Source organism: Limnohabitans sp. (assembly GCF_031539175.1).
Taxonomy (GTDB): domain Bacteria; phylum Pseudomonadota; class Gammaproteobacteria; order Burkholderiales; family Burkholderiaceae_C; genus Limnohabitans.
Window position 1 is genome coordinate 1 of record NZ_JAVKLQ010000079.1, and the last position, 18,546, is coordinate 18,546.

Annotated in this window: 14 protein-coding genes, 1 tRNA gene and 1 pseudogene; 15 read left to right on the plus strand and 1 reads right to left on the minus strand. The window is 54.7% G+C overall.

Annotated features, from left to right (window positions below; all coding sequences use genetic code 11):
• From RMS95_RS14465 to RMS95_RS14535, 15 genes and pseudogenes are all read left to right on the plus strand, one after another.
• A pseudogene (locus RMS95_RS14465) lies at positions 1-141 on the plus strand (elongation factor Tu); the annotation flags it as partial.
• An 11-nt stretch (positions 142-152) separates the two neighbouring features.
• Positions 153-226 (plus strand) — tRNA-Trp (locus RMS95_RS14470).
• Positions 227-320: 94 nt separating this feature from the next.
• Positions 321-704: a preprotein translocase subunit SecE gene (secE, locus tag RMS95_RS14475; RefSeq protein ID WP_310646901.1), complete on the plus strand. Its 384-nt coding sequence runs from the start codon at positions 321-323 to the stop codon at positions 702-704.
• Complete coding sequence (gene nusG / locus RMS95_RS14480; protein WP_310646902.1) at positions 704-1,288, plus strand: transcription termination/antitermination protein NusG; 585 nt, start codon at positions 704-706, stop codon at positions 1,286-1,288. The genes secE and nusG overlap by 1 nt, the downstream gene beginning before the upstream one ends.
• 103 nt (positions 1,289-1,391) lie before the next feature.
• Complete coding sequence (gene rplK / locus RMS95_RS14485) at positions 1,392-1,823, plus strand: 50S ribosomal protein L11 (protein ID WP_100134397.1); 432 nt, start codon at positions 1,392-1,394, stop codon at positions 1,821-1,823.
• A complete protein-coding gene (gene rplA, locus RMS95_RS14490) occupies positions 1,824-2,519 on the plus strand; it encodes a 50S ribosomal protein L1 (protein ID WP_310646903.1) in 696 nt (231 codons plus the stop codon).
• Positions 2,520-2,783: 264 nt separating this feature from the next.
• Complete coding sequence (rplJ, locus tag RMS95_RS14495; RefSeq protein WP_104801520.1) at positions 2,784-3,290, plus strand: 50S ribosomal protein L10; 507 nt, start codon at positions 2,784-2,786, stop codon at positions 3,288-3,290.
• Positions 3,291-3,330: 40 nt separating this feature from the next.
• Positions 3,331-3,705, plus strand: a complete 375-nt coding sequence (rplL, locus tag RMS95_RS14500; RefSeq protein ID WP_104801519.1) for a 50S ribosomal protein L7/L12 — start codon at positions 3,331-3,333, stop codon at positions 3,703-3,705.
• Between the two features lie 258 nt (positions 3,706-3,963).
• Positions 3,964-8,076 carry a DNA-directed RNA polymerase subunit beta gene (rpoB, locus tag RMS95_RS14505; RefSeq protein ID WP_310646904.1) on the plus strand — a complete coding sequence of 1,371 codons (4,113 nt, stop codon included), beginning with the start codon at positions 3,964-3,966 and terminating at the stop codon, positions 8,074-8,076.
• A gap of 72 nt (positions 8,077-8,148) precedes the next feature.
• Positions 8,149-12,375 carry a DNA-directed RNA polymerase subunit beta' gene (gene rpoC, locus RMS95_RS14510; protein ID WP_310646905.1) on the plus strand — a complete coding sequence of 1,409 codons (4,227 nt, stop codon included), beginning with the start codon at positions 8,149-8,151 and terminating at the stop codon, positions 12,373-12,375.
• A gap of 81 nt (positions 12,376-12,456) precedes the next feature.
• The gene (locus RMS95_RS14515) at positions 12,457-13,014 is read left to right on the plus strand and encodes a hypothetical protein (protein ID WP_310646906.1); all 558 of its coding nucleotides are present in this window, start codon (positions 12,457-12,459) and stop codon (positions 13,012-13,014) included.
• Entirely contained in the window at positions 13,011-14,363 is a 1,353-nt protein-coding gene (gene rsmB, locus RMS95_RS14520; RefSeq protein WP_310646907.1) for a 16S rRNA (cytosine(967)-C(5))-methyltransferase RsmB, read from the plus strand. The genes RMS95_RS14515 and rsmB overlap by 4 nt, the downstream gene beginning before the upstream one ends.
• A gap of 19 nt (positions 14,364-14,382) precedes the next feature.
• Positions 14,383-14,970 carry a DUF4390 domain-containing protein gene (locus RMS95_RS14525; protein ID WP_310646908.1) on the plus strand — a complete coding sequence of 196 codons (588 nt, stop codon included), beginning with the start codon at positions 14,383-14,385 and terminating at the stop codon, positions 14,968-14,970.
• Complete coding sequence (locus RMS95_RS14530; RefSeq protein WP_310646909.1) at positions 14,967-17,237, plus strand: ATP-binding protein; 2,271 nt, start codon at positions 14,967-14,969, stop codon at positions 17,235-17,237. The genes RMS95_RS14525 and RMS95_RS14530 overlap by 4 nt, the downstream gene beginning before the upstream one ends.
• Positions 17,238-17,267: 30 nt before the next feature.
• The gene (locus RMS95_RS14535) at positions 17,268-17,930 is read left to right on the plus strand and encodes a response regulator (RefSeq protein ID WP_310646910.1); all 663 of its coding nucleotides are present in this window, start codon (positions 17,268-17,270) and stop codon (positions 17,928-17,930) included.
• A 4-nt stretch (positions 17,931-17,934) separates the two neighbouring features.
• On the opposite strand, the gene RMS95_RS14540 is transcribed toward RMS95_RS14535, so the two are convergent.
• Entirely contained in the window at positions 17,935-18,291 is a 357-nt protein-coding gene (locus tag RMS95_RS14540) for a hypothetical protein (protein ID WP_310646911.1), read from the minus strand.
• Positions 18,292-18,546: the final 255 nt, after the last annotated feature.

The following is an 18,546-nucleotide window of genomic DNA, read 5'->3' on the forward strand; positions in this document are numbered from 1 at the left end:
GAGATGGTGATGCCTGGTGACAACGTGTCGATCACTGTGAAGTTGATCCACCCGATTGCGATGGAAGAAGGCTTGCGCTTCGCGATTCGCGAAGGCGGCAAGACCGTTGGCGCTGGTGTGGTTGCTAAGATCATTGCCTAAATGCTAAATCTAGGGGCGTAGCTTAGTGGTAAAGTAGCGGTTTCCAAAACCGTCGATGGGGGTTCGATTCCCTCCGCCCCTGCCACTGAGTCCTTGGATGATGTGGTGACCAAGCCCGCCAATATGGCGGGCTTCGGTGTCTTCACAAACGTAAAAACGGTACAGGAAAATCTTGACCCATGTCTGCTGCAAACATTGAAACCGTCTCTACGTCTGCTGATAAAGCCAAGCTTGTTGCGGTTGCTGTTCTGGTGGTTGCATCCATTGCAGGCTTTTATGGCTTGTCTGCCAAAGGCGTGATCGTTCAGTGGTTGGTGTTGCTGTTGGGTTTGGCTGCTGCTGTGGTTATGTTTGCGCTTTCTTTGCCAGGTCGTCAGTTGTCGGCTTTTGGTAATGATGCTTGGCGTGAGGTTAAAAAGGTCGTCTGGCCGACTCGCAAAGAGTCAACTCAAATGACGTTGTATGTGTTTGCCTTTGTGGTGATCATGGCGCTGTTTCTTTGGTTGACGGATAAGACCCTTGAATGGGTGTTTTACGACTTGATTTTGGGCTGGAAAAAATAATGACCGACATCATCGACAACGCCGCTGCTGAAGTGCCGGTCCCGACCAATCCTGATTTGCGTTGGTATGTGGTTCATGCTTATTCTGGTATGGAAAAGGCGGTAGAGCGCAATATTCGTGAAAGCATTGCGCGCGCGGGTATGGACAATAAGTTCGGTCGCATCTTGGTGCCGACTGAAGAAGTTGTTGAAATGAAAAACGGTCAGCGTCGTACGGCTGAGCGTAAGTTTTTCCCTGGTTATGTGTTTGTTGAGATGGTCATGGATGATGAATCATGGCATTTGGTCAAGCACACCAACAAGGTGACGGGTTTTGTGGGGGGGGCAAAGAATCGTCCTGCGCCTATTTCTGAGTCTGAGGTTCAAAAGATCGTCAGCCAGATGCAGGATGGTGTTGATAAGCCGCGTCACAAAGTTGAATTCATGGTGGGTGAGTTGGTTCGCGTCAAAGACGGCCCATTCACGGACTTCAACGGCTCTGTCGAAGAAGTGAACTACGAGAAGAGCAAGGTTCGCGTCTCGGTGACCATTTTCGGTCGCGCCACGCCTGTTGAGCTTGAGTTTAGCCAGGTCGAAAAAACCTAATTGATCTGAGTGCTTGGTGCTACCCGACTCGGTGCCAAGCTTTTGAGAAGAGTCGCTAACCCCGGGGAGCTCATTTGAGCGTTTGACCCGTAAGGAGAAAAGCATGGCGAAAAAAATCGTCGGCTTCATCAAGCTGCAAGTGCCAGCTGGTAAAGCTAATCCATCGCCACCTATTGGCCCAGCATTGGGTCAACGTGGTTTGAACATCATGGAATTTTGTAAGGCGTTCAACGCCCAGACCCAAGGCGTTGAGCCAGGTCTGCCATTGCCCGTGGTGATTACTGCATTTGCAGACAAGTCATTCACTTTCGTGATCAAAACGCCTCCAGCGACAACGTTGATCAAGAAGGCTATCAAGTTGGACAAGGGCTCTGCTCGTCCGCACGTCGACAAAGTTGGCAAGATCACGCGCGCTCAGCTCGAAGAAATCGCCAAAACCAAGATGGAAGACTTGAATGCGGCCGATTTGGACGCAGCTGTTCGCATCATCGCCGGCTCTGCCCGTTCGATGGGCGTGACTGTGGAGGGCGTGTAAATGTCTAAGTTGACTAAAAAGCAAAAAGCCTTTGTGGGCAAAGTCGATAGCAACAAGTTGTACGCCTTGGTGGATGCCATCGGCATCGTCAAAGAGTGCGCAACTGCTAAATTCGATGAGTCGATCGACGTGTCTGTGCAACTCGGTATCGATGCGAAGAAATCAGACCAAGTCGTGCGTGGTGCTGTTGTATTGCCTAACGGTACCGGTAAAACGGCTCGCGTGGCTGTATTCGCACAAGGTGCCAAAGCTGAAGAAGCTAAAGCTGCCGGTGCTGACATCGTCGGTATGGACGATTTGGCTGCCATGGTCAAAGCTGGCGATATGCCCTTTGACGTCGTGATTGCTGCTCCTGACGCGATGCGCGTTGTGGGTACATTGGGTCAAATCTTGGGCCCACGTGGTCTGATGCCTAACCCTAAAGTCGGTACTGTGACGCCTGACGTTGCAACTGCTGTGCGCAATGCCAAAGCTGGTCAAGTCCAGTTCCGCGTTGACAAAGCCGGTATTGTGCACGGCACCATCGGTCGCCGTTCGTTCGACACGGACAAACTCCAAGGTAACTTGGCAGCTTTGATCGAAGCATTGAACAAGTCCAAGCCTGCCAGCAGCAAAGGTGTTTACCTGCGCAAAGTGGCCGTCTCATCCACCATGGGTGTTGGCGTGCGCGTGGACGTGCAAACACTCGGCGCTTAAGTCGACGTTTGTCAATTCGAGCGCTGAATAAGCGCTCAAAATTTGAGCGGTATGTAAATGCTGCTCAGAGTGGTGGGCTGGTTATGCTCTATGGGTTGTGACTAGGCCATCCAAGACCGTTGGTGTGGGGCTTGACCGCACTTAATTGAAAGACCAACGCAGATGGCGATCCCGCTGAAATGGATTTTTTCCTGACAGTTAGGTCGCTGCAAAAGTGGCGTGTTGAAGAGCAAATGCTTGACGACACATTTAAAGGAGTAGACCTTGAGTCTGAATCGCAGTGAGAAAGAAGCGGTCATTTCTGAAGTGACCACACTCGCCGCCCAAGCTCAAACGCTGGTGATTGCGGAATACCGCGGCATCACGGTCGCCGACATGACCAAACTGCGCGCTAAAGCACGTAGCACTGGTGTGAGCCTGAGTGTGTTGAAAAACACCTTGGCACGCCGTGCTGTGGCTGGTACACAGTTTGAAGTTGTCGCTGATCAGATGACCGGCCCGTTGATCTATGGCTTCTCTGAGGATGCAGTGGCTGCCGCTAAGGTGGTGGCTGACTTCGCGAAAACCAACACCAAGTTGGTCATTCGCGCAGGTGCATTCGCAGGCAAAGTCCTGGACGTAGAAGGCGTTAAGCAATTGGCAAGCATCCCTTCGAAAGAAGTTTTGTTGGCTCAGTTGTGTGGCTTGTTGATGTCGCCTATGTCGCGTACAGCCGTTGTGCTGGGCGCGTTGGCGGCCAAAAAAGGCGAAGGCGAAGCTGTTGCCGCTTAAGGCCAGCTTTCGTGTTTTAACCAATTGTTAGGAAATAAAAATGGCATTCGATAAAGACGCATTTTTGACCGCGCTGGACAGCATGACGGTCATGGAACTCAACGAACTGGTGAAAGCCATCGAAGAGAAATTTGGTGTGAGCGCTGCCGCTATGGCTGCTCCTGCTGCTGCTGGTGGCGCTGGTGCTGCTGCCGCTGAAGAGAAGACTGAATTCAACGTCATGTTGATGGATGCCGGCGCAAACAAAGTGTCCGTGATTAAAGCTGTGCGCGAAATCACCGGTCTGGGCTTGAAAGAAGCCAAAGACGTGGTGGATGGTGCTCCTAAGGCCGTCAAAGAAGGCGTGTCTAAGGCTGACGCTGAAGCCGCCAAGAAGAAGCTTGAAGAAGCTGGCGCTAAGGTTGAACTGAAGTAATTCGGCTCTCCCACAAGGCTGGAGTGTCCCGCAAGGGCCTCCAGCCTTCTGTGCTTACAGAGCACACCCAAAAGCAGGTTCAACTAAATCAGTTTTTGAGTGTCTTCTGACCCCAACTGCAGAAGATGCCTTGGTTCGGGTTGCGTGCAATGCGCAACCGTCCGCCAACGCTGGTAGAGGCCAGCCGCCAAGCCCGTTGTATGAGACTTAGTAATCTCATGCAACTCACAGTTCTGAAAGATCAAGCCCGGAGATCTCATGGCCTATTCATACACCGAACGCAAGCGTATCCGCAAGAGTTTCGGCAGCCGCGACAGCGTGCTGGAAATTCCTTATTTGTTGCAAATGCAAAAAGACGCGTACACCGCGTTCTTGCAAGCTGACGTCATCCCTAAAAAGCGTACCAACGAAGGTCTGCAAGCTGCATTTGAAGCTGCATTCCCGATCGTGTCGCACAACGGTTTTGTCGAGATGAAATATCTCGAATACAACTTGGCCAAGCCTGCATTTGACGTGCGCGAATGTCAAACCCGTGGCCTGACCTTCTCGTCGGCTGTGCGCGCTCGCGTTCAATTGATCATTTATGACCGTGAGTCATCGACGCCTCAGTCGAAAGTGGTCCGTGAAGTGAAAGAGCAAGAGGTCTACATGGGCGAAGTGCCTTTGATGACCGACAAGGGCTCGTTCATCATCAACGGTACAGAGCGCGTGATCGTGTCTCAGTTGCACCGCTCACCCGGCGTGTTCTTTGAACACGACAAGGGTAAGACCCACAGCTCTGGCAAATTGCTGTTCAGCGCACGCATCATCCCTTACCGCGGCTCATGGCTCGACTTCGAATTTGATCCGAAAGACCTGCTGTACTTCCGCGTTGACCGTCGTCGCAAGATGCCCGTCACCATTCTGTTGAAGGCCATTGGCCTGACACCAGAAACCATCCTCGCGAACTTCTTCGTGAACGACAACTTCCGCTTGATGGACAGCGGCGCACAAATGGAATTTGTGGCCGAGCGTCTGCGCGGTGAAGTGGCACGTTTTGACATCACCGACAAGTCGGGCGCAGTCATCGTCGCCAAAGACAAGCGCGTGACCGCACGTCACACCCGCGAGTTGGAGCAGTCCAACACCACCCACGTCAGCGTGCCTGAAGATTTCTTGATCGGTCGTGTGATCGCCAAGAACATCATCGATGCTGACACCGGTGAGTTGATTGCCCGTGCCAACGACGAGTTGACTGAAGCCTTGCTCAAGAAATTGCGCGAAGCTGGCGTGCAAGATCTGCAATGTATCTACACCAACGAACTCGACCAAGGCGCGTTCATCTCGCAAACACTGCGTACCGATGAAACCGTGGACGAATTTGCTGCGCGCGTGGCCATCTATCGCATGATGCGCCCTGGCGAGCCACCGACCGAAGACGCGGTGCAAGCCTTGTTCCAACGCTTGTTCTACAACCCAGATACGTACGACTTGTCGCGCGTGGGTCGCATGAAATTCAACGCTAAAGTGGGCATCACCGAGTCGACCGGTCCCATGGTCTTGACCAACGAAGACATCTTGTCTGTGGTCAAAATCTTGGTGGACTTGCGCAACGGCCGTGGTGAAGTCGATGACATCGACCACTTGGGCAACCGTCGCGTGCGTTGCGTGGGCGAATTGGCCGAAAACCAATACCGCACAGGTTTGGCACGTATCGAAAAAGCTGTGAAAGAGCGTTTGGGCCAAGCTGAGCAAGAGCCGCTCATGCCTCACGACTTGATCAATTCCAAGCCAATTTCTGCTGCGTTGAAAGAGTTCTTCGGCGCATCACAGTTGTCGCAGTTCATGGACCAAACCAACCCCTTGGCTGAGATCACGCACAAGCGTCGCGTCTCTGCGTTGGGCCCAGGCGGTTTGACCCGTGAGCGCGCAGGCTTTGAAGTGCGTGACGTGCACGTGACCCACTACGGTCGTGTGTGCCCTATCGAAACACCCGAAGGTCCAAACATTGGTTTGATCAACTCTTTGGCTTTGTACGCGCGCTTGAACGAGTACGGCTTCATCGAAACACCTTACCGTCGCGTGGTCGAAGGCAAAGTGACGATGGACATCGATTACTTGTCCGCCATTGAAGAAGGCAAATACGTCATCGCGCAGGCTAACGCCACGCTCGACAAAGACGGCCAACTGATTGGCGACTTGGTGTCTGCCCGTGCCAACGGCGAATCTATTTTGTGCGGCGCTGAGCGCATCCAGTACATGGACGTGTCACCCGCTCAGATCGTTTCTGTGGCGGCCTCTTTGGTACCGTTCCTCGAGCACGATGACGCGAACCGCGCGTTGATGGGTGCCAACATGTCACGCCAAGCTGTGCCAGTGTTGCGTCCAGAAAAGCCCATGGTCGGTACCGGTATCGAGCGCGTTGCCGCAGTCGACTCAGGCACTGTGGTGACTGCCACCCGTGGCGGCGTGGTTGACTATGTCGACGCAACCCGTGTTGTGGTTCGCGTGAACGACGCCGAAGCACAAGCGGGCGAAGTGGGCGTGGACATCTACAACCTCATCAAGTACCAACGTTCCAACCAAAACACGAACATCCATCAGCGTCCCATCGTCAAGCGCGGCGACAAGATTGCCAAGGGCGATGTGGTGGCTGACGGTGCATCCACTGACCTCGGCGAAATCGCCATCGGTCAAAACATGTTGATCGCGTTCATGCCTTGGAACGGCTACAACTTCGAAGACTCGATCTTGATCAGCGAGCGCGTGGTGGCAGAAGACCGCTACACCTCGATCCACATCGAAGAACTCGTGGTGATGGCCCGTGACACCAAGTTGGGGGCCGAAGAGATCACACGCGATATTCCCAACTTGGCTGAGCAACAACTCAACCGTTTGGATGACTCCGGCATCATCTACGTGGGCGCAGAAGTGCAACCCGGCGACACACTGGTCGGCAAGGTCACGCCAAAAGGCGAAACCACGCTGACACCCGAAGAAAAACTGTTGCGCGCGATCTTCGGCGAAAAAGCCAGCGATGTGAAAGACACATCTCTGCGTGTGAGCCAAGGTTCGCAAGGTACGGTCATCGACGTGCAAGTCTTCACCCGTGAAGGCATCCAACGCGACAAACGTGCTCAGCAAATTATTGATGACGAACTCAAGCGTTTCCGCCTCGATTTGAACGACCAGCTCCGCATCGTGGAAGCTGATGCGTTTGACCGTATCGAAAAACTCTTAACTGGCAAAACAGCCAACGGCGGCCCGAACAAATTGGCCAAAGGCAGCGTCATCGACAAAACCTACATGTCATCGGTCGAGAAGTTCCATTGGTTTGACATTCGTCCTGCAGACGAAGAAGTTGCCAGCCAATTGGAAAGCATCAAAAACGCGATGGAGCAAACCCGTCACAGCTTTGACTTGGCCTTCGAAGAGAAGCGCAAGAAGTTGACGCAAGGTGACGAGTTGCCCGCAGGCGTGTTGAAGATGGTGAAGGTTTACTTGGCCGTCAAGCGTCGCTTGCAGCCTGGTGACAAGATGGCCGGTCGTCACGGTAACAAGGGTGTGGTCTCGAAGATCGTTCCGGTCGAAGACATGCCTTACATGGCTGACGGCACACCTTGTGACATCGTGTTGAACCCCTTGGGCGTTCCTTCACGTATGAACGTGGGTCAGGTGTTGGAAGTGCATTTGGGCTGGGCCGGCAAAGGTATCGGTCAGCGCATTGGCAACATGTTGCAAGCCGAAGCCAAAGTGTCTGAAATGCGCACCTTCATGGAAGAGTTGTACAACTCGACCGGTCGCAAGGAAGACCTGAGCCAATTGTCTGACACGCAAGTGTTGGAAATGGCTGGCAACTTGACCAACGGTGTTCCTTTTGCAACCCCCGTGTTCGACGGCGCTGCAGAAGAAGACATTCGCACCATGTTGAAGTTGGCTTACCCAGAAGACATCGCCAAAGCCAAGGGCCTCACCGCCACACGCACACAAGCGAACTTGTTTGACGGTCGTACGGGCGAAGCTTTCGAGCGTCCCACCACCATTGGCTACATGCACTTCTTGAAGCTCCACCATTTGGTCGACGACAAGATGCACGCACGTTCTACTGGCCCATACAGCTTGGTCACACAGCAGCCGCTGGGTGGTAAGGCGCAGTTCGGTGGCCAGCGCTTCGGTGAGATGGAGGTGTGGGCTTTGGAAGCTTACGGAGCTTCATACACGCTGCAAGAAATGTTGACCGTCAAGTCCGACGACGTGCAAGGTCGTACCAAGGTGTACGAGAGCATCGTCAAAGGCGAGCACTCGATCGAAGCGGGCATGCCCGAATCGTTCAACGTGTTGGTCAAGGAAATTCGTTCATTGGGTATCGACATTGAGTTGGACCGCGCCTGATAGGCATTTGGACAGCGCTCGCGCGCTGTCCAAACAGATCAAGCCTCTCCAACCAAATTAAGGATTTAAAACATGAAATCGTTACTCGACCTGTTTAAACAGTTCACGCCCGATGAGCATTTCGATGCCATCAAAATCGGCATGGCTTCTCCTGAGAAGATCCGTTCATGGTCTTTCGGCGAAGTTAAAAAGCCAGAAACCATCAACTACCGCACGTTCAAGCCTGAGCGCGATGGTCTGTTTTGCGCCAAGATTTTTGGCCCTATCAAAGACTACGAATGTTTGTGCGGCAAGTACAAACGTCTCAAGCACCGCGGCGTGATTTGCGAGAAGTGCGGCGTTGAAGTCACACAGACCAAAGTGCGTCGTGAACGCATGGGTCACATCGATTTGGCCGCACCTTGCGCCCACATCTGGTTCTTGAAGTCGTTGCCATCACGTTTGGGCCTCGTGCTCGACATGACCCTGCGTGACATCGAGCGTGTGTTGTACTTTGAAGCTTATGTGGTGACCGATCCCGGCATGACCCCGTTGAAGAAATTCGCGATCATGACCGAAGACGACTACGACGCCAAACTCATCGAATACGGTGACGAATTCATCGCCAAAATGGGCGCTGAAGGCATCAAAGATTTGCTCGAAGGCCTTGACCTCGACATCGAGATCGAAAAGCTGCGCAATGACTTGACGGGCTCTGAAATCAAAATCAAGAAAAACGCCAAGCGTTTGAAATTGATGGAGGCGTTCAAGAAGTCTGGCATCAAGCCCGAGTGGATGGTGTTGTCTGTCTTGCCCGTGTTGCCACCTGATTTGCGCCCTCTGGTGCCGTTGGACGGCGGTCGTTTCGCGACTTCCGACTTGAACGACTTGTACCGTCGCGTGATCAACCGCAACAGCCGTTTGCGTCGTTTGCTCGAACTCAAGGCGCCTGAAATCATTGCACGCAATGAAAAGCGTATGTTGCAAGAAGCCGTGGACAGCTTGCTGGACAACGGCCGTCGCGGTAAGGCCATGACTGGCGCCAACAAGCGCGCCTTGAAGTCACTGGCTGACATGATCAAAGGTAAGAGCGGTCGTTTCCGTCAAAACTTGTTGGGTAAGCGCGTCGACTATTCAGGTCGTTCCGTGATTACCGTGGGCCCAACTTTGAAGCTGCACCAGTGCGGTTTGCCCAAGTTGATGGCGCTCGAGTTGTTCAAGCCTTTCATCTTCTCGCGTCTCGAAGCCATGGGCATCGCGACCACCATCAAGGCTGCGAAGAAGGAAGTTGAATCCGGCTCCGCCGTGGTGTGGGACATCTTGGAAGAGGTGATCAAAGAGCACCCCGTGATGTTGAACCGTGCGCCTACGCTGCACCGCTTGGGTATTCAAGCGTTCGAGCCGATCTTGATCGAAGGCAAAGCCATCCAGTTGCACCCACTCGTCTGTTCAGCGTTCAACGCCGACTTCGACGGTGACCAAATGGCCGTTCACGTGCCTTTGTCTGTGGAAGCGCAGATGGAAGCCCGTACCTTGATGCTGGCTTCGAACAACATCTTGTTCCCTGCCAACGGCGAACCATCGATCGTTCCTTCACAAGACGTTGTGTTGGGTCTGTACTACGCCACCCGCGATCGCATCAACGGCAAAGGCGAAGGCCTGATCTTCTCCAACTTGGGCGAAGTGCAACGTGCGTTGGACGCCCAGGTGGTTGAATTGACTGCCAAAGTCAGCGTGCGTTTGACCGAGTGGACCAAAGACAAAGAAACCGGTGAGTTCATCCCATCGACAAGCTTGGTCGACACCACCGTGGGTCGTGCGTTGTTGTCGGAAATCTTGCCCAAGGGCTTGCCTTTCTCGAACATCAACAAGTCGTTGAAGAAGAAAGAAATTTCTAAACTCATCAACGTGTCATTCCGCAAGTGCGGTTTGAAAGAGACCGTGGTGTTCGCCGACAAGCTGTTGCAAAACGGTTTCCGTTTGGCCACACGCGCCGGTATCTCGATTGCGATCGACGACATGTTGGTGCCACCAGAAAAAGGCGCCATCATCAGCGCGTCTGAAAAAGAAGTCAAAGACATCGAACAGCAATACGTGTCTGGTTTGGTCACTTCTGGCGAGCGTTACAACAAGGTGGTTGACATCTGGGGTAAGGCTGGCGACGCCGTGTCCAAGGTGATGATGGACCAACTCCGCAAAGAGAAGACCATCGACCGCCACGGCAACGAAGTCGAGCAAGAATCGTTCAACTCCATCTACATGATGGCCGACTCTGGCGCTCGCGGCTCCGCAGCTCAGATTCGTCAGTTGGCCGGTATGCGTGGTCTGATGGCCAAGCCTGACGGCTCCATCATTGAGACCCCCATCACGGCGAACTTCCGTGAAGGCCTGAACGTGTTGCAGTACTTTATTTCCACCCACGGTGCACGTAAAGGTCTGGCTGACACGGCGTTGAAGACAGCGAACTCGGGTTACTTGACCCGTCGTTTGGTCGACGTGACGCAAGACTTGGTGGTGACCGAACTCGATTGCGGCACACAAAACGGTCAACTCATGCGCGCCATCGTTGAAGGCGGTGAAGTGATTGAGTCCTTGCGCGATCGTATTTTGGGTCGTACCGCGTTGGAAGACGTCGTGCACCCAGAAACTCGCGCGGTGTTGGTCAAAGCTGGCGAGATGCTGGACGAAGACTACATCGACATCCTCGAAGCCGAAGGCGTCGACGAAGTCAAAGTGCGTACCGCTTTGAATTGCGAAACACGCTTTGGTCTGTGCGCCATGTGTTACGGCCGTGACTTGGGTCGCGGTGGCTTGGTCAACAACGGTGAAGCTGTCGGCGTGATTGCTGCGCAGTCCATCGGTGAACCCGGTACACAGCTGACCATGCGTACGTTCCACATTGGTGGTGCAGCTTCGCGTGCGGCTGTGGCCTCTAGCGTGGAAGCCAAGTCCAACGGCGTGATCGGTTTCAACGCCGCCATGCGTTATGTGACCAACAGCAAAGGCGAGTTGGTGGTGATTTCTCGCTCTGGCGAAATCATCATTCACGACGAACATGGCCGTGAGCGTGAGCGTCACAAAGTGCCTTACGGTGCTATTTTGTCGGTCAAGCCCGACCAGACCTTGAAGGCGGGTGTGATCTTGGCCAACTGGGATCCATTGACACGTCCTGTGATCACTGAATTCGCGGGTAAGGTTCAATTCGAAAACGTCGAAGAAGGCCTGACCGTTGCGAAGCAAGTGGACGAAGTGACCGGTCTGTCCACCTTGGTGGTGATCGATCCTAAGCGTCGCGGCTCGACCAAAGTGGTGCGCCCACAGGTCAAACTGATCGACGCATCTGGCAAAGAAGTCAAGATTCCTGGCACCGATCACTCGGTGACGATTGGCTTCCAAATCGGTGCGCTGATTCAAGTGCGCGACGGCATGGATGTGGGCCCAGGCGAAGTGCTGGCACGTATCCCTGTCGAAGGTCAAAAGACCCGCGACATTACCGGCGGTTTGCCACGTGTGGCCGAACTGTTCGAAGCGCGCTCGCCCAAAGACAAGGGCATGTTGGCTGAGATGACCGGTACCGTGTCGTTTGGTAAAGAGACCAAAGGCAAGGTTCGTTTGCAGATCACCGACCCAGATGGCAAAGTGTGGGACGAACTCATTCCGAAAGAGAAGAACATCTTGGTCCACGAAGGCCAGGTGGTGAACAAAGGTGAGAGCGTGGTGGACGGCCCAGCCGACCCACAAGACATCCTGCGTTTGCTCGGTATGGAAGAGTTGGCACGCTACATCGTTGACGAAGTGCAAGACGTTTACCGCTTGCAAGGCGTGAAGATCAACGACAAGCACATTGAAGTGATCGTGCGTCAAATGCTGCGTCGTGTTGTGGTCGAAAGCGTGGGTGATACCAACTACATCGCTGGCGAACAAGTTGAGCGTTCTGAAATTCTCAACACCAACGAAGCGTTGCAACGTGATGGCAAAGTCCCTGCGACTTTCACCAACTTGTTGCTGGGTATCACCAAGGCTTCGTTGTCGACCGACTCGTTCATCTCTGCGGCTTCTTTCCAAGAAACCACACGTGTGTTGACCGAAGCGGCCATCATGGGCAAGCGCGACGAATTGCGCGGCTTGAAAGAGAACGTCATCGTTGGTCGCCTGATTCCTGCAGGTACCGGCATGGCTTATCACAAAGCCCGCAAGGTCAAAGACGCCATGGACGACGCCGAGCGCCGCGCCATTGCGGAAGCCGAAGCGGCTGAGTTGGCTGGAGAGTCTTCTGAGGAAGAAACTCAAGTCGATCACGGCGCTGGCGAAGAAGCGTAAAGTGACCCTCTCAACAAAGGCCCGCAAGGGCCTTTGTTGTTGGTGGACCTGTGTTTTGACAATCCGATCAAAGGTGACGGCATGGTAGAAGCGTGGTGGTTTTGGGCGGTGGTGGCTGTGCTCGTGTTTTGGGCGGTCGGGGCTTACCAGCGTTTGGTGGGCTTGCGCACGCAGGTCATCAAACAGTTTGCAGTGCTGGAAGAGTTGATGCTGCGTTACCAAAGTTTGGTGCAAGAGGCGACCACGGCAGCCGTGACCTCACCTTCCGGCTGGCACACCTCAGTAGCCCCCGAGTTGGGTGCCAGCCATTGGACACGCTTGCAAGTGGCCGCCAATTTATCGGCCATGGCGATGGCGCGTATGCAAGAGCATCCGTTGGACCCGTCGTCAGCCATTGCCTTGGTGGCGACCAGTCGTGATTTGCAAGATGCATGGGAAGCCTTGACGCATCCCGATGTGTATTACGTGTCGGTGCCTGCCGAACTCACCCAGCATTGGCGTGAGCTGGGCATTGCCATTCAACCCGATTTACAGCGGTTCAACCAAGCGGTGCGCCTCTACAACGAGGCCATTGCCATGTTTCCAGCCGTGTTGCTGGCCCGAATTTTTAAATACAAAGCAGGACGCGTTCTCGAATGACACAAGCACCTCAAACGTCGGGTGCATCTGTGCCCCTTTGGCAGCAGTTGCAAGCCGTCGCGCAAGCCGTGGCGCAAGTGCGCCGAGGTGTCTCCGGTACGGCGGCACTTGATGCCGTGCCCTCTGCTTTGCGACCCGGCGTGCAAGCCTTGTTGTTTCAAGTGCTGCGTCAATTGGGGCGTGCGCAAGCCTTGCGTGCACAGTTGGCCAGCCGCACGCCGCCACCGTTGCCCGATGCGTTGCTGTGCACCGCCTTGGCTTTGGCGTGGGACCCCGACAATGCGCCTTATGAGCCGCACACTTTGGTGAATCAAGCGGTGGAAGCCGCGAAAAACACCCGCAGCTTGCAAGCCAATGCCAGTTTTTTGAATGCTTGTTTGCGTCGTTTTTTGCGTGAGCGTGATGCTTTGGTGCGTGCCACCGACGACGACATCCAAGCCCAATGGAACCATCCGGCTTGGTGGGTCAAACGCGTAGAAGTGGATCACCCCACGCATTGGCAAGATATTTTGCGTGCCAACAACCAAGCCGCGCCGATGACATTGCGCGTGAACACACAGCGCATCACGCGCGACGCATTGCAAGCGCGCTGGCAAGCCGCGGGGTTGATTGCGCAGCCTGTGGGCGAGCAAGGGCTGGTGCTCACACAGGCACGATCGGTGCGTGACATTCCTGATTTTGAGGCGGGTTTGTGTTCCGTGCAAGATGCCGCCGCGCAATGCGCCGCACAACTGCTGCTGAAGGGGTTGACGCCTGCGCAAGTCAGCGGCATGCGCATTTTGGACGCTTGTGCCGCACCCGGTGGCAAAACAGCGCATGTGTTGGAAATGTTGCCGCATCGTGCGAAAGTGACAGCTTTGGACATTGATCCGCAGCGTTGTGAGCGTGTCGTGGAGAACTTGGCGCGCTTGGGTCTGCAGGCCCATGTGATCGCTGCCGATGCCGCACTGCCCAAAGGCTGGTGGGATGGCGACTTGTTTGACGGTATTTTGTTGGATGCGCCTTGCACCGCTTCAGGCATTGTGCGTCGCCACCCCGACGTGCGGTGGTTGCGCCGTGAGTCTGACATTGCGCAGCTCGCGGCGATTCAGAAAAACTTGCTCAAACGGCTGTGGCCCATGGTTCGCCCCGGCGGTCGTTTGTTGTATTGCACCTGCTCGGTTTTCAAGGCAGAAGGCGATGATCAGCTGAAAACGTTTCTTGAACACAACACCGATGCCCATTTGATGCCCTCTTTGGGCCATTTGAGACCGCAAAACAACACGCAAACCGCCACTCTCACCGACAATCTGGCCGGTGATCACGACGGCTTTTACTACGCACTGTTGGAAAAAACGCCAGCCCCTTGACCGCCTTTGGGCGAGGGCTGTGCAACAACTGCGTCTGTACGTGTTTGTGGCCCTCAGCCTGCTGAGCGTAGGCGCTGTTTGGGCGGATACCCCTGTCGAGCTACAAGGGCTCAAGGTCGAGCGGGTGGACGGCGCCGTGACCGTATCGGCCAATTTGCACTTTGATTTACCCCTTCCCTTGGAGGAGGCGTTGCTCAAAGGCGTGTCGCTTTATTTTGTGACCGAAGTCGACATCTTCCGTGAGCGTTGGTATTTTTACGACAAGCGCGTGGCGCACGCTGAGCGCCATGTGCGTTTGTTTTATATGCCCTTGACGCGCCGTTGGCGTGTGAATGTCTCCCCGCGGCCTTTTAATGCGGGCGGTTTGGGGATGAGTTTGGCGCAAAGTTATGACACGGTCGACGAGGCCATGAGCGCCGTGCGCCGTATGGCGCAATGGCCGGTAGCCAGCGCCTCTGACATCGATTTGGATGCCAAACACAACATCAATGTGAGTTTTAAATTGGACTTGAACCAACTCCCGCGTCCTTTGCAAATCAATGCAACGGGGCAGAGTGAGTGGAATTTGAATAAGTCGATGCGTTTGGTGCTGGAGCCTGTGCGGTGACCTCGTTGCCAGATAAGCGCGTCAAGCTCACAGGCTTTCAGTTCCGTTGGTTGTTGGTGATCAGCGCCGCTGTGGTGTTGGCTTTGGGTTTGGTTTTGCTGTTTTTGTTGACGCAAGCCACCGACAACCGGCAGCTCTACGAAGAAAATTACCGTCAACTGTTTGGCCTCAATGTGGTGGTCGCCGCCCTGTTGATGGGCGTGATCGCTTGGCTGTCGGTGCGGTTGGTCTTGCGCTTGCGCCAAGGCAAGTTTGGCAGCCGTTTGCTGCTGAAAATTGCGGCGACTTTTGCGTTGGTGGGACTTTTACCGGGCCTGCTGATTTACAGCGTGTCTTACCAGTTCGTGTCTAGATCGATCGAAAGTTGGTTCGATGTGAAGGTCGAAGGCGCGCTGGATGCTGGTTTGAGCTTGGGGCGTGCCACGCTCGACACTTTGGCCAGCGAGTTGGGACAAAAGGCACGTAACGCCAGCGTACAAATCAGTGATTTGCCCGATGCCTCAGCCGGATTGGCGATGGATCGCATCCGCGACCAATTGGGTGCCGATGACGCGATTTTGTGGAGCACCTCGGGTCAGGCTTTGGCCAGCGCGGGTGAGTCGCGCTTCAAGATCAATCCTGTGCGACCGTCTTCGGCTCAGATTCGGCAAGTTCGCGCACAGGGCATCGTCACGGTGATTGAGGGCTTGGAAGACGCCAGCGCGCAGGGCACAGCGCAGGCGCGCATTCGGGCGTGGGTGGTGGTCGCCCCTTCAGGCTTGGGGTTGCTTGACGAAGTGCGCATTTTGCAAGTGACCAAAGCCATACCGCCCACCCTGGTCAACAACGCATTGGCGGTGGAGACAGCCTATCGCGAATACCAAGAGCGTGCTTTGGGGCGTGATGGCTTGCGCAGCATGTACATCGGGACGTTGACTTTGAGTTTGTTTTTGGCCGTGTTTGGCGCAGTGCTGCTGGCGGTGCTGTTGGGCAATCAATTGGCGCGACCTTTGCTCATGCTCGCCGAGGGCGTGCGCGATGTGGCCGCGGGCGATTTGAGCCCCAAACCCGCGCTGCAAGGCCGTGATGAACTGGGTGGCTTGACCCGTTCGTTTGCCGATATGACGCAGCAGTTGTCTGATGCACGCGCAGCCGTAGATCGAAGCATGCAGCAGGTGCACACCTCGCGGGCTAATTTGCAAACCATTTTGGACAACCTCACGGCTGGCGTGATTGTGCTGAGTGACCAAGGGGTCATTCAATCCTCTAACCCAGGGGCCACCCGAATTTTGCGTGTGCCGCTAGCCGCTTGGGAAGGCCGTGTGCTCGGTGAGATTGAGGGCTTGGCCGAATTTGCCAAGCATGTGCAAGACGAGTTTGAAGGTTTTTGGGGTGAGCGCAGCCAACACGGCTTGGACCATTGGCAGCAATCGTTTGAGCTGCATGCCACCGCCATGAGCCCTGCTGTGCAGTTGACCGATGAGCACCGCCAGCACATCACTTTGCTGGCACGCGGTGCCGTGCTGCCCAATAACGCGCGGTTGTTGGTGTTTGACGATATTTCGGAAATCGTATCGGCCCAGCGTGCGCAGGCATGGGGCGAAGTGGCGCGCCGCTTAGCGCATGAAATCAAAAACCCACTCACGCCGATTCAGCTGTCCGCTGAACGTTTGGCCATGAAGCTGGAGGGCAAAGTCGAAGAGCCTGAGCGCTTGATTTTGAATAAATCGGTCAAGACCATCGTCGATCAGGTGGATGCCATGAAACGCTTGGTCAATGAGTTTCGTGACTACGCGCGCCTGCCGGTGGCAGAACTCAAATTGTTGGATCTCAATGCATTGGTTCAAGACGTGATGCAGCTCTATGGCAGCGAAAACGCGGCGGTGCCGGTGTATGCCGAACTCGACCCCACGTGCCCTCTCATTCAAGGTGACGCACAGCAACTGCGCCAAGTGGTGCACAACCTTTTACAGAACGCCCAAGACGCGACGGGCAGCAGCGATCACCCGCAAGTCTCGATTGCCACTCAGTGGGTGCCCACATCGGGGCGTGTGCGTTTGGTGGTGCGTGACAACGGGCCGGGTTTCCCATTGAAAATCTTGAAACGTGCGTTTGAACCTTATGTCACGACTAAAAGCCGAGGGACGGGTTTGGGCTTGGCGGTGGTCAAGAAAATTGCGGATGAACACAGTGCGCGGGTCGATTTGAAGAACCGTGAATCAGAAGGTGCGGTGGTAGGGGCGCAAGTGTCGTTATCATTCCAAGTTGCAGATTTGCAACACACATAATTTTTCAAGCGCAAAGAGACACGGGCAGACATGGCAAACATATTGGTGGTGGACGACGAGTTAGGCATTCGTGACCTGTTGTTTGAGATTCTTAACGACGAAGGTCATGCGGTTCAGGTGGCTGAAAACGCCTCGCAAGCCCGCGCAGCGCGCCTCGAAGCGCGTCCGGATTTGGTGCTGCTCGACATCTGGATGCCCGACACCGATGGCGTGACCTTGCTCAAAGAATGGGCCGGTTCTGGTTTGCTCACCATGCCCGTGATCATGATGAGTGGCCATGCCACCATCGATACGGCGGTCGAGGCCACACGCATTGGCGCTCACGCATTTTTAGAAAAACCCATCACCCTTCAAAAGCTTCTGAAAGCCGTTGAGCAGGGGTTGCTGCGCAAACCAGCAGTTGGTTCTGTCAAGGCGCCGACCACACAGCAAGTCAGTTTAGATGGGGGCAAAGCTGCAAACGCCGCACAGCAGGCGGTGGTGTTGCCACCGACCCACCAAAGCTTTGAGTTGGAATTGCCTTTGCGCGAAGCGCGCGATGCCTTTGAGCGCGCTTACTTCGAGTACCACTTGACGCAAGAGAGCGGATCGATGACGCGCGTGGCTGAAAAAACCGGGTTAGAGCGTACGCATCTGTATCGCAAGCTCAAGCAATTGGGCGTTGATTTGTCAAAAACCAAACGCGCTGCGTGAGCGCTTAGTCTTTCAAATTTGAGTCGGCGTCGTTGAATGGTGCCTGTGATGCGCGTTCTCGCGCAAAAGCCACCAAGCGCGTATGGCGTGCCAACCATCGCAACACCAAGGCCCCGATGACCGCACCGTTGAGGTCGCCCAGCATCATGAACGCCAATTGATTGGGGTTGACCAATTGCGAAGGGTCAAAGGCGGACCACAACGCATGGTGAATTAAGGCGTTGAGTACGGCATAAAGCAAAGCAAGCGATAGCAAGTCGCTCAAACGCGCCAAGGACAACGGTCTTTTTTGCATAAAGCGCATCAACATAACGGCCAAAGCTGCGCAGCCTGCCGAGGCCGTGGCATTGATGAGACTCATCAAAATGGTGTCTTGTGACCACGGTAGCAACAATAAGCATCCTATCGCGGTGCCTAATGTGCCCCAAACCATCCCTAAGACCAACACGTTGACTAAGCGCAAAAAACTAGGGAGATAAAGAAAGGCGGATTCAAGGACGAAGTGCAACACGCTTTAACGAGGCATGGAATACCTCGTGAGGTGTCTTGAATCCTAGTCGCTTTCTGGGGCGATGATTCAATCGGTTTTCAATCATAGTCAATTCCTCATCCGTCA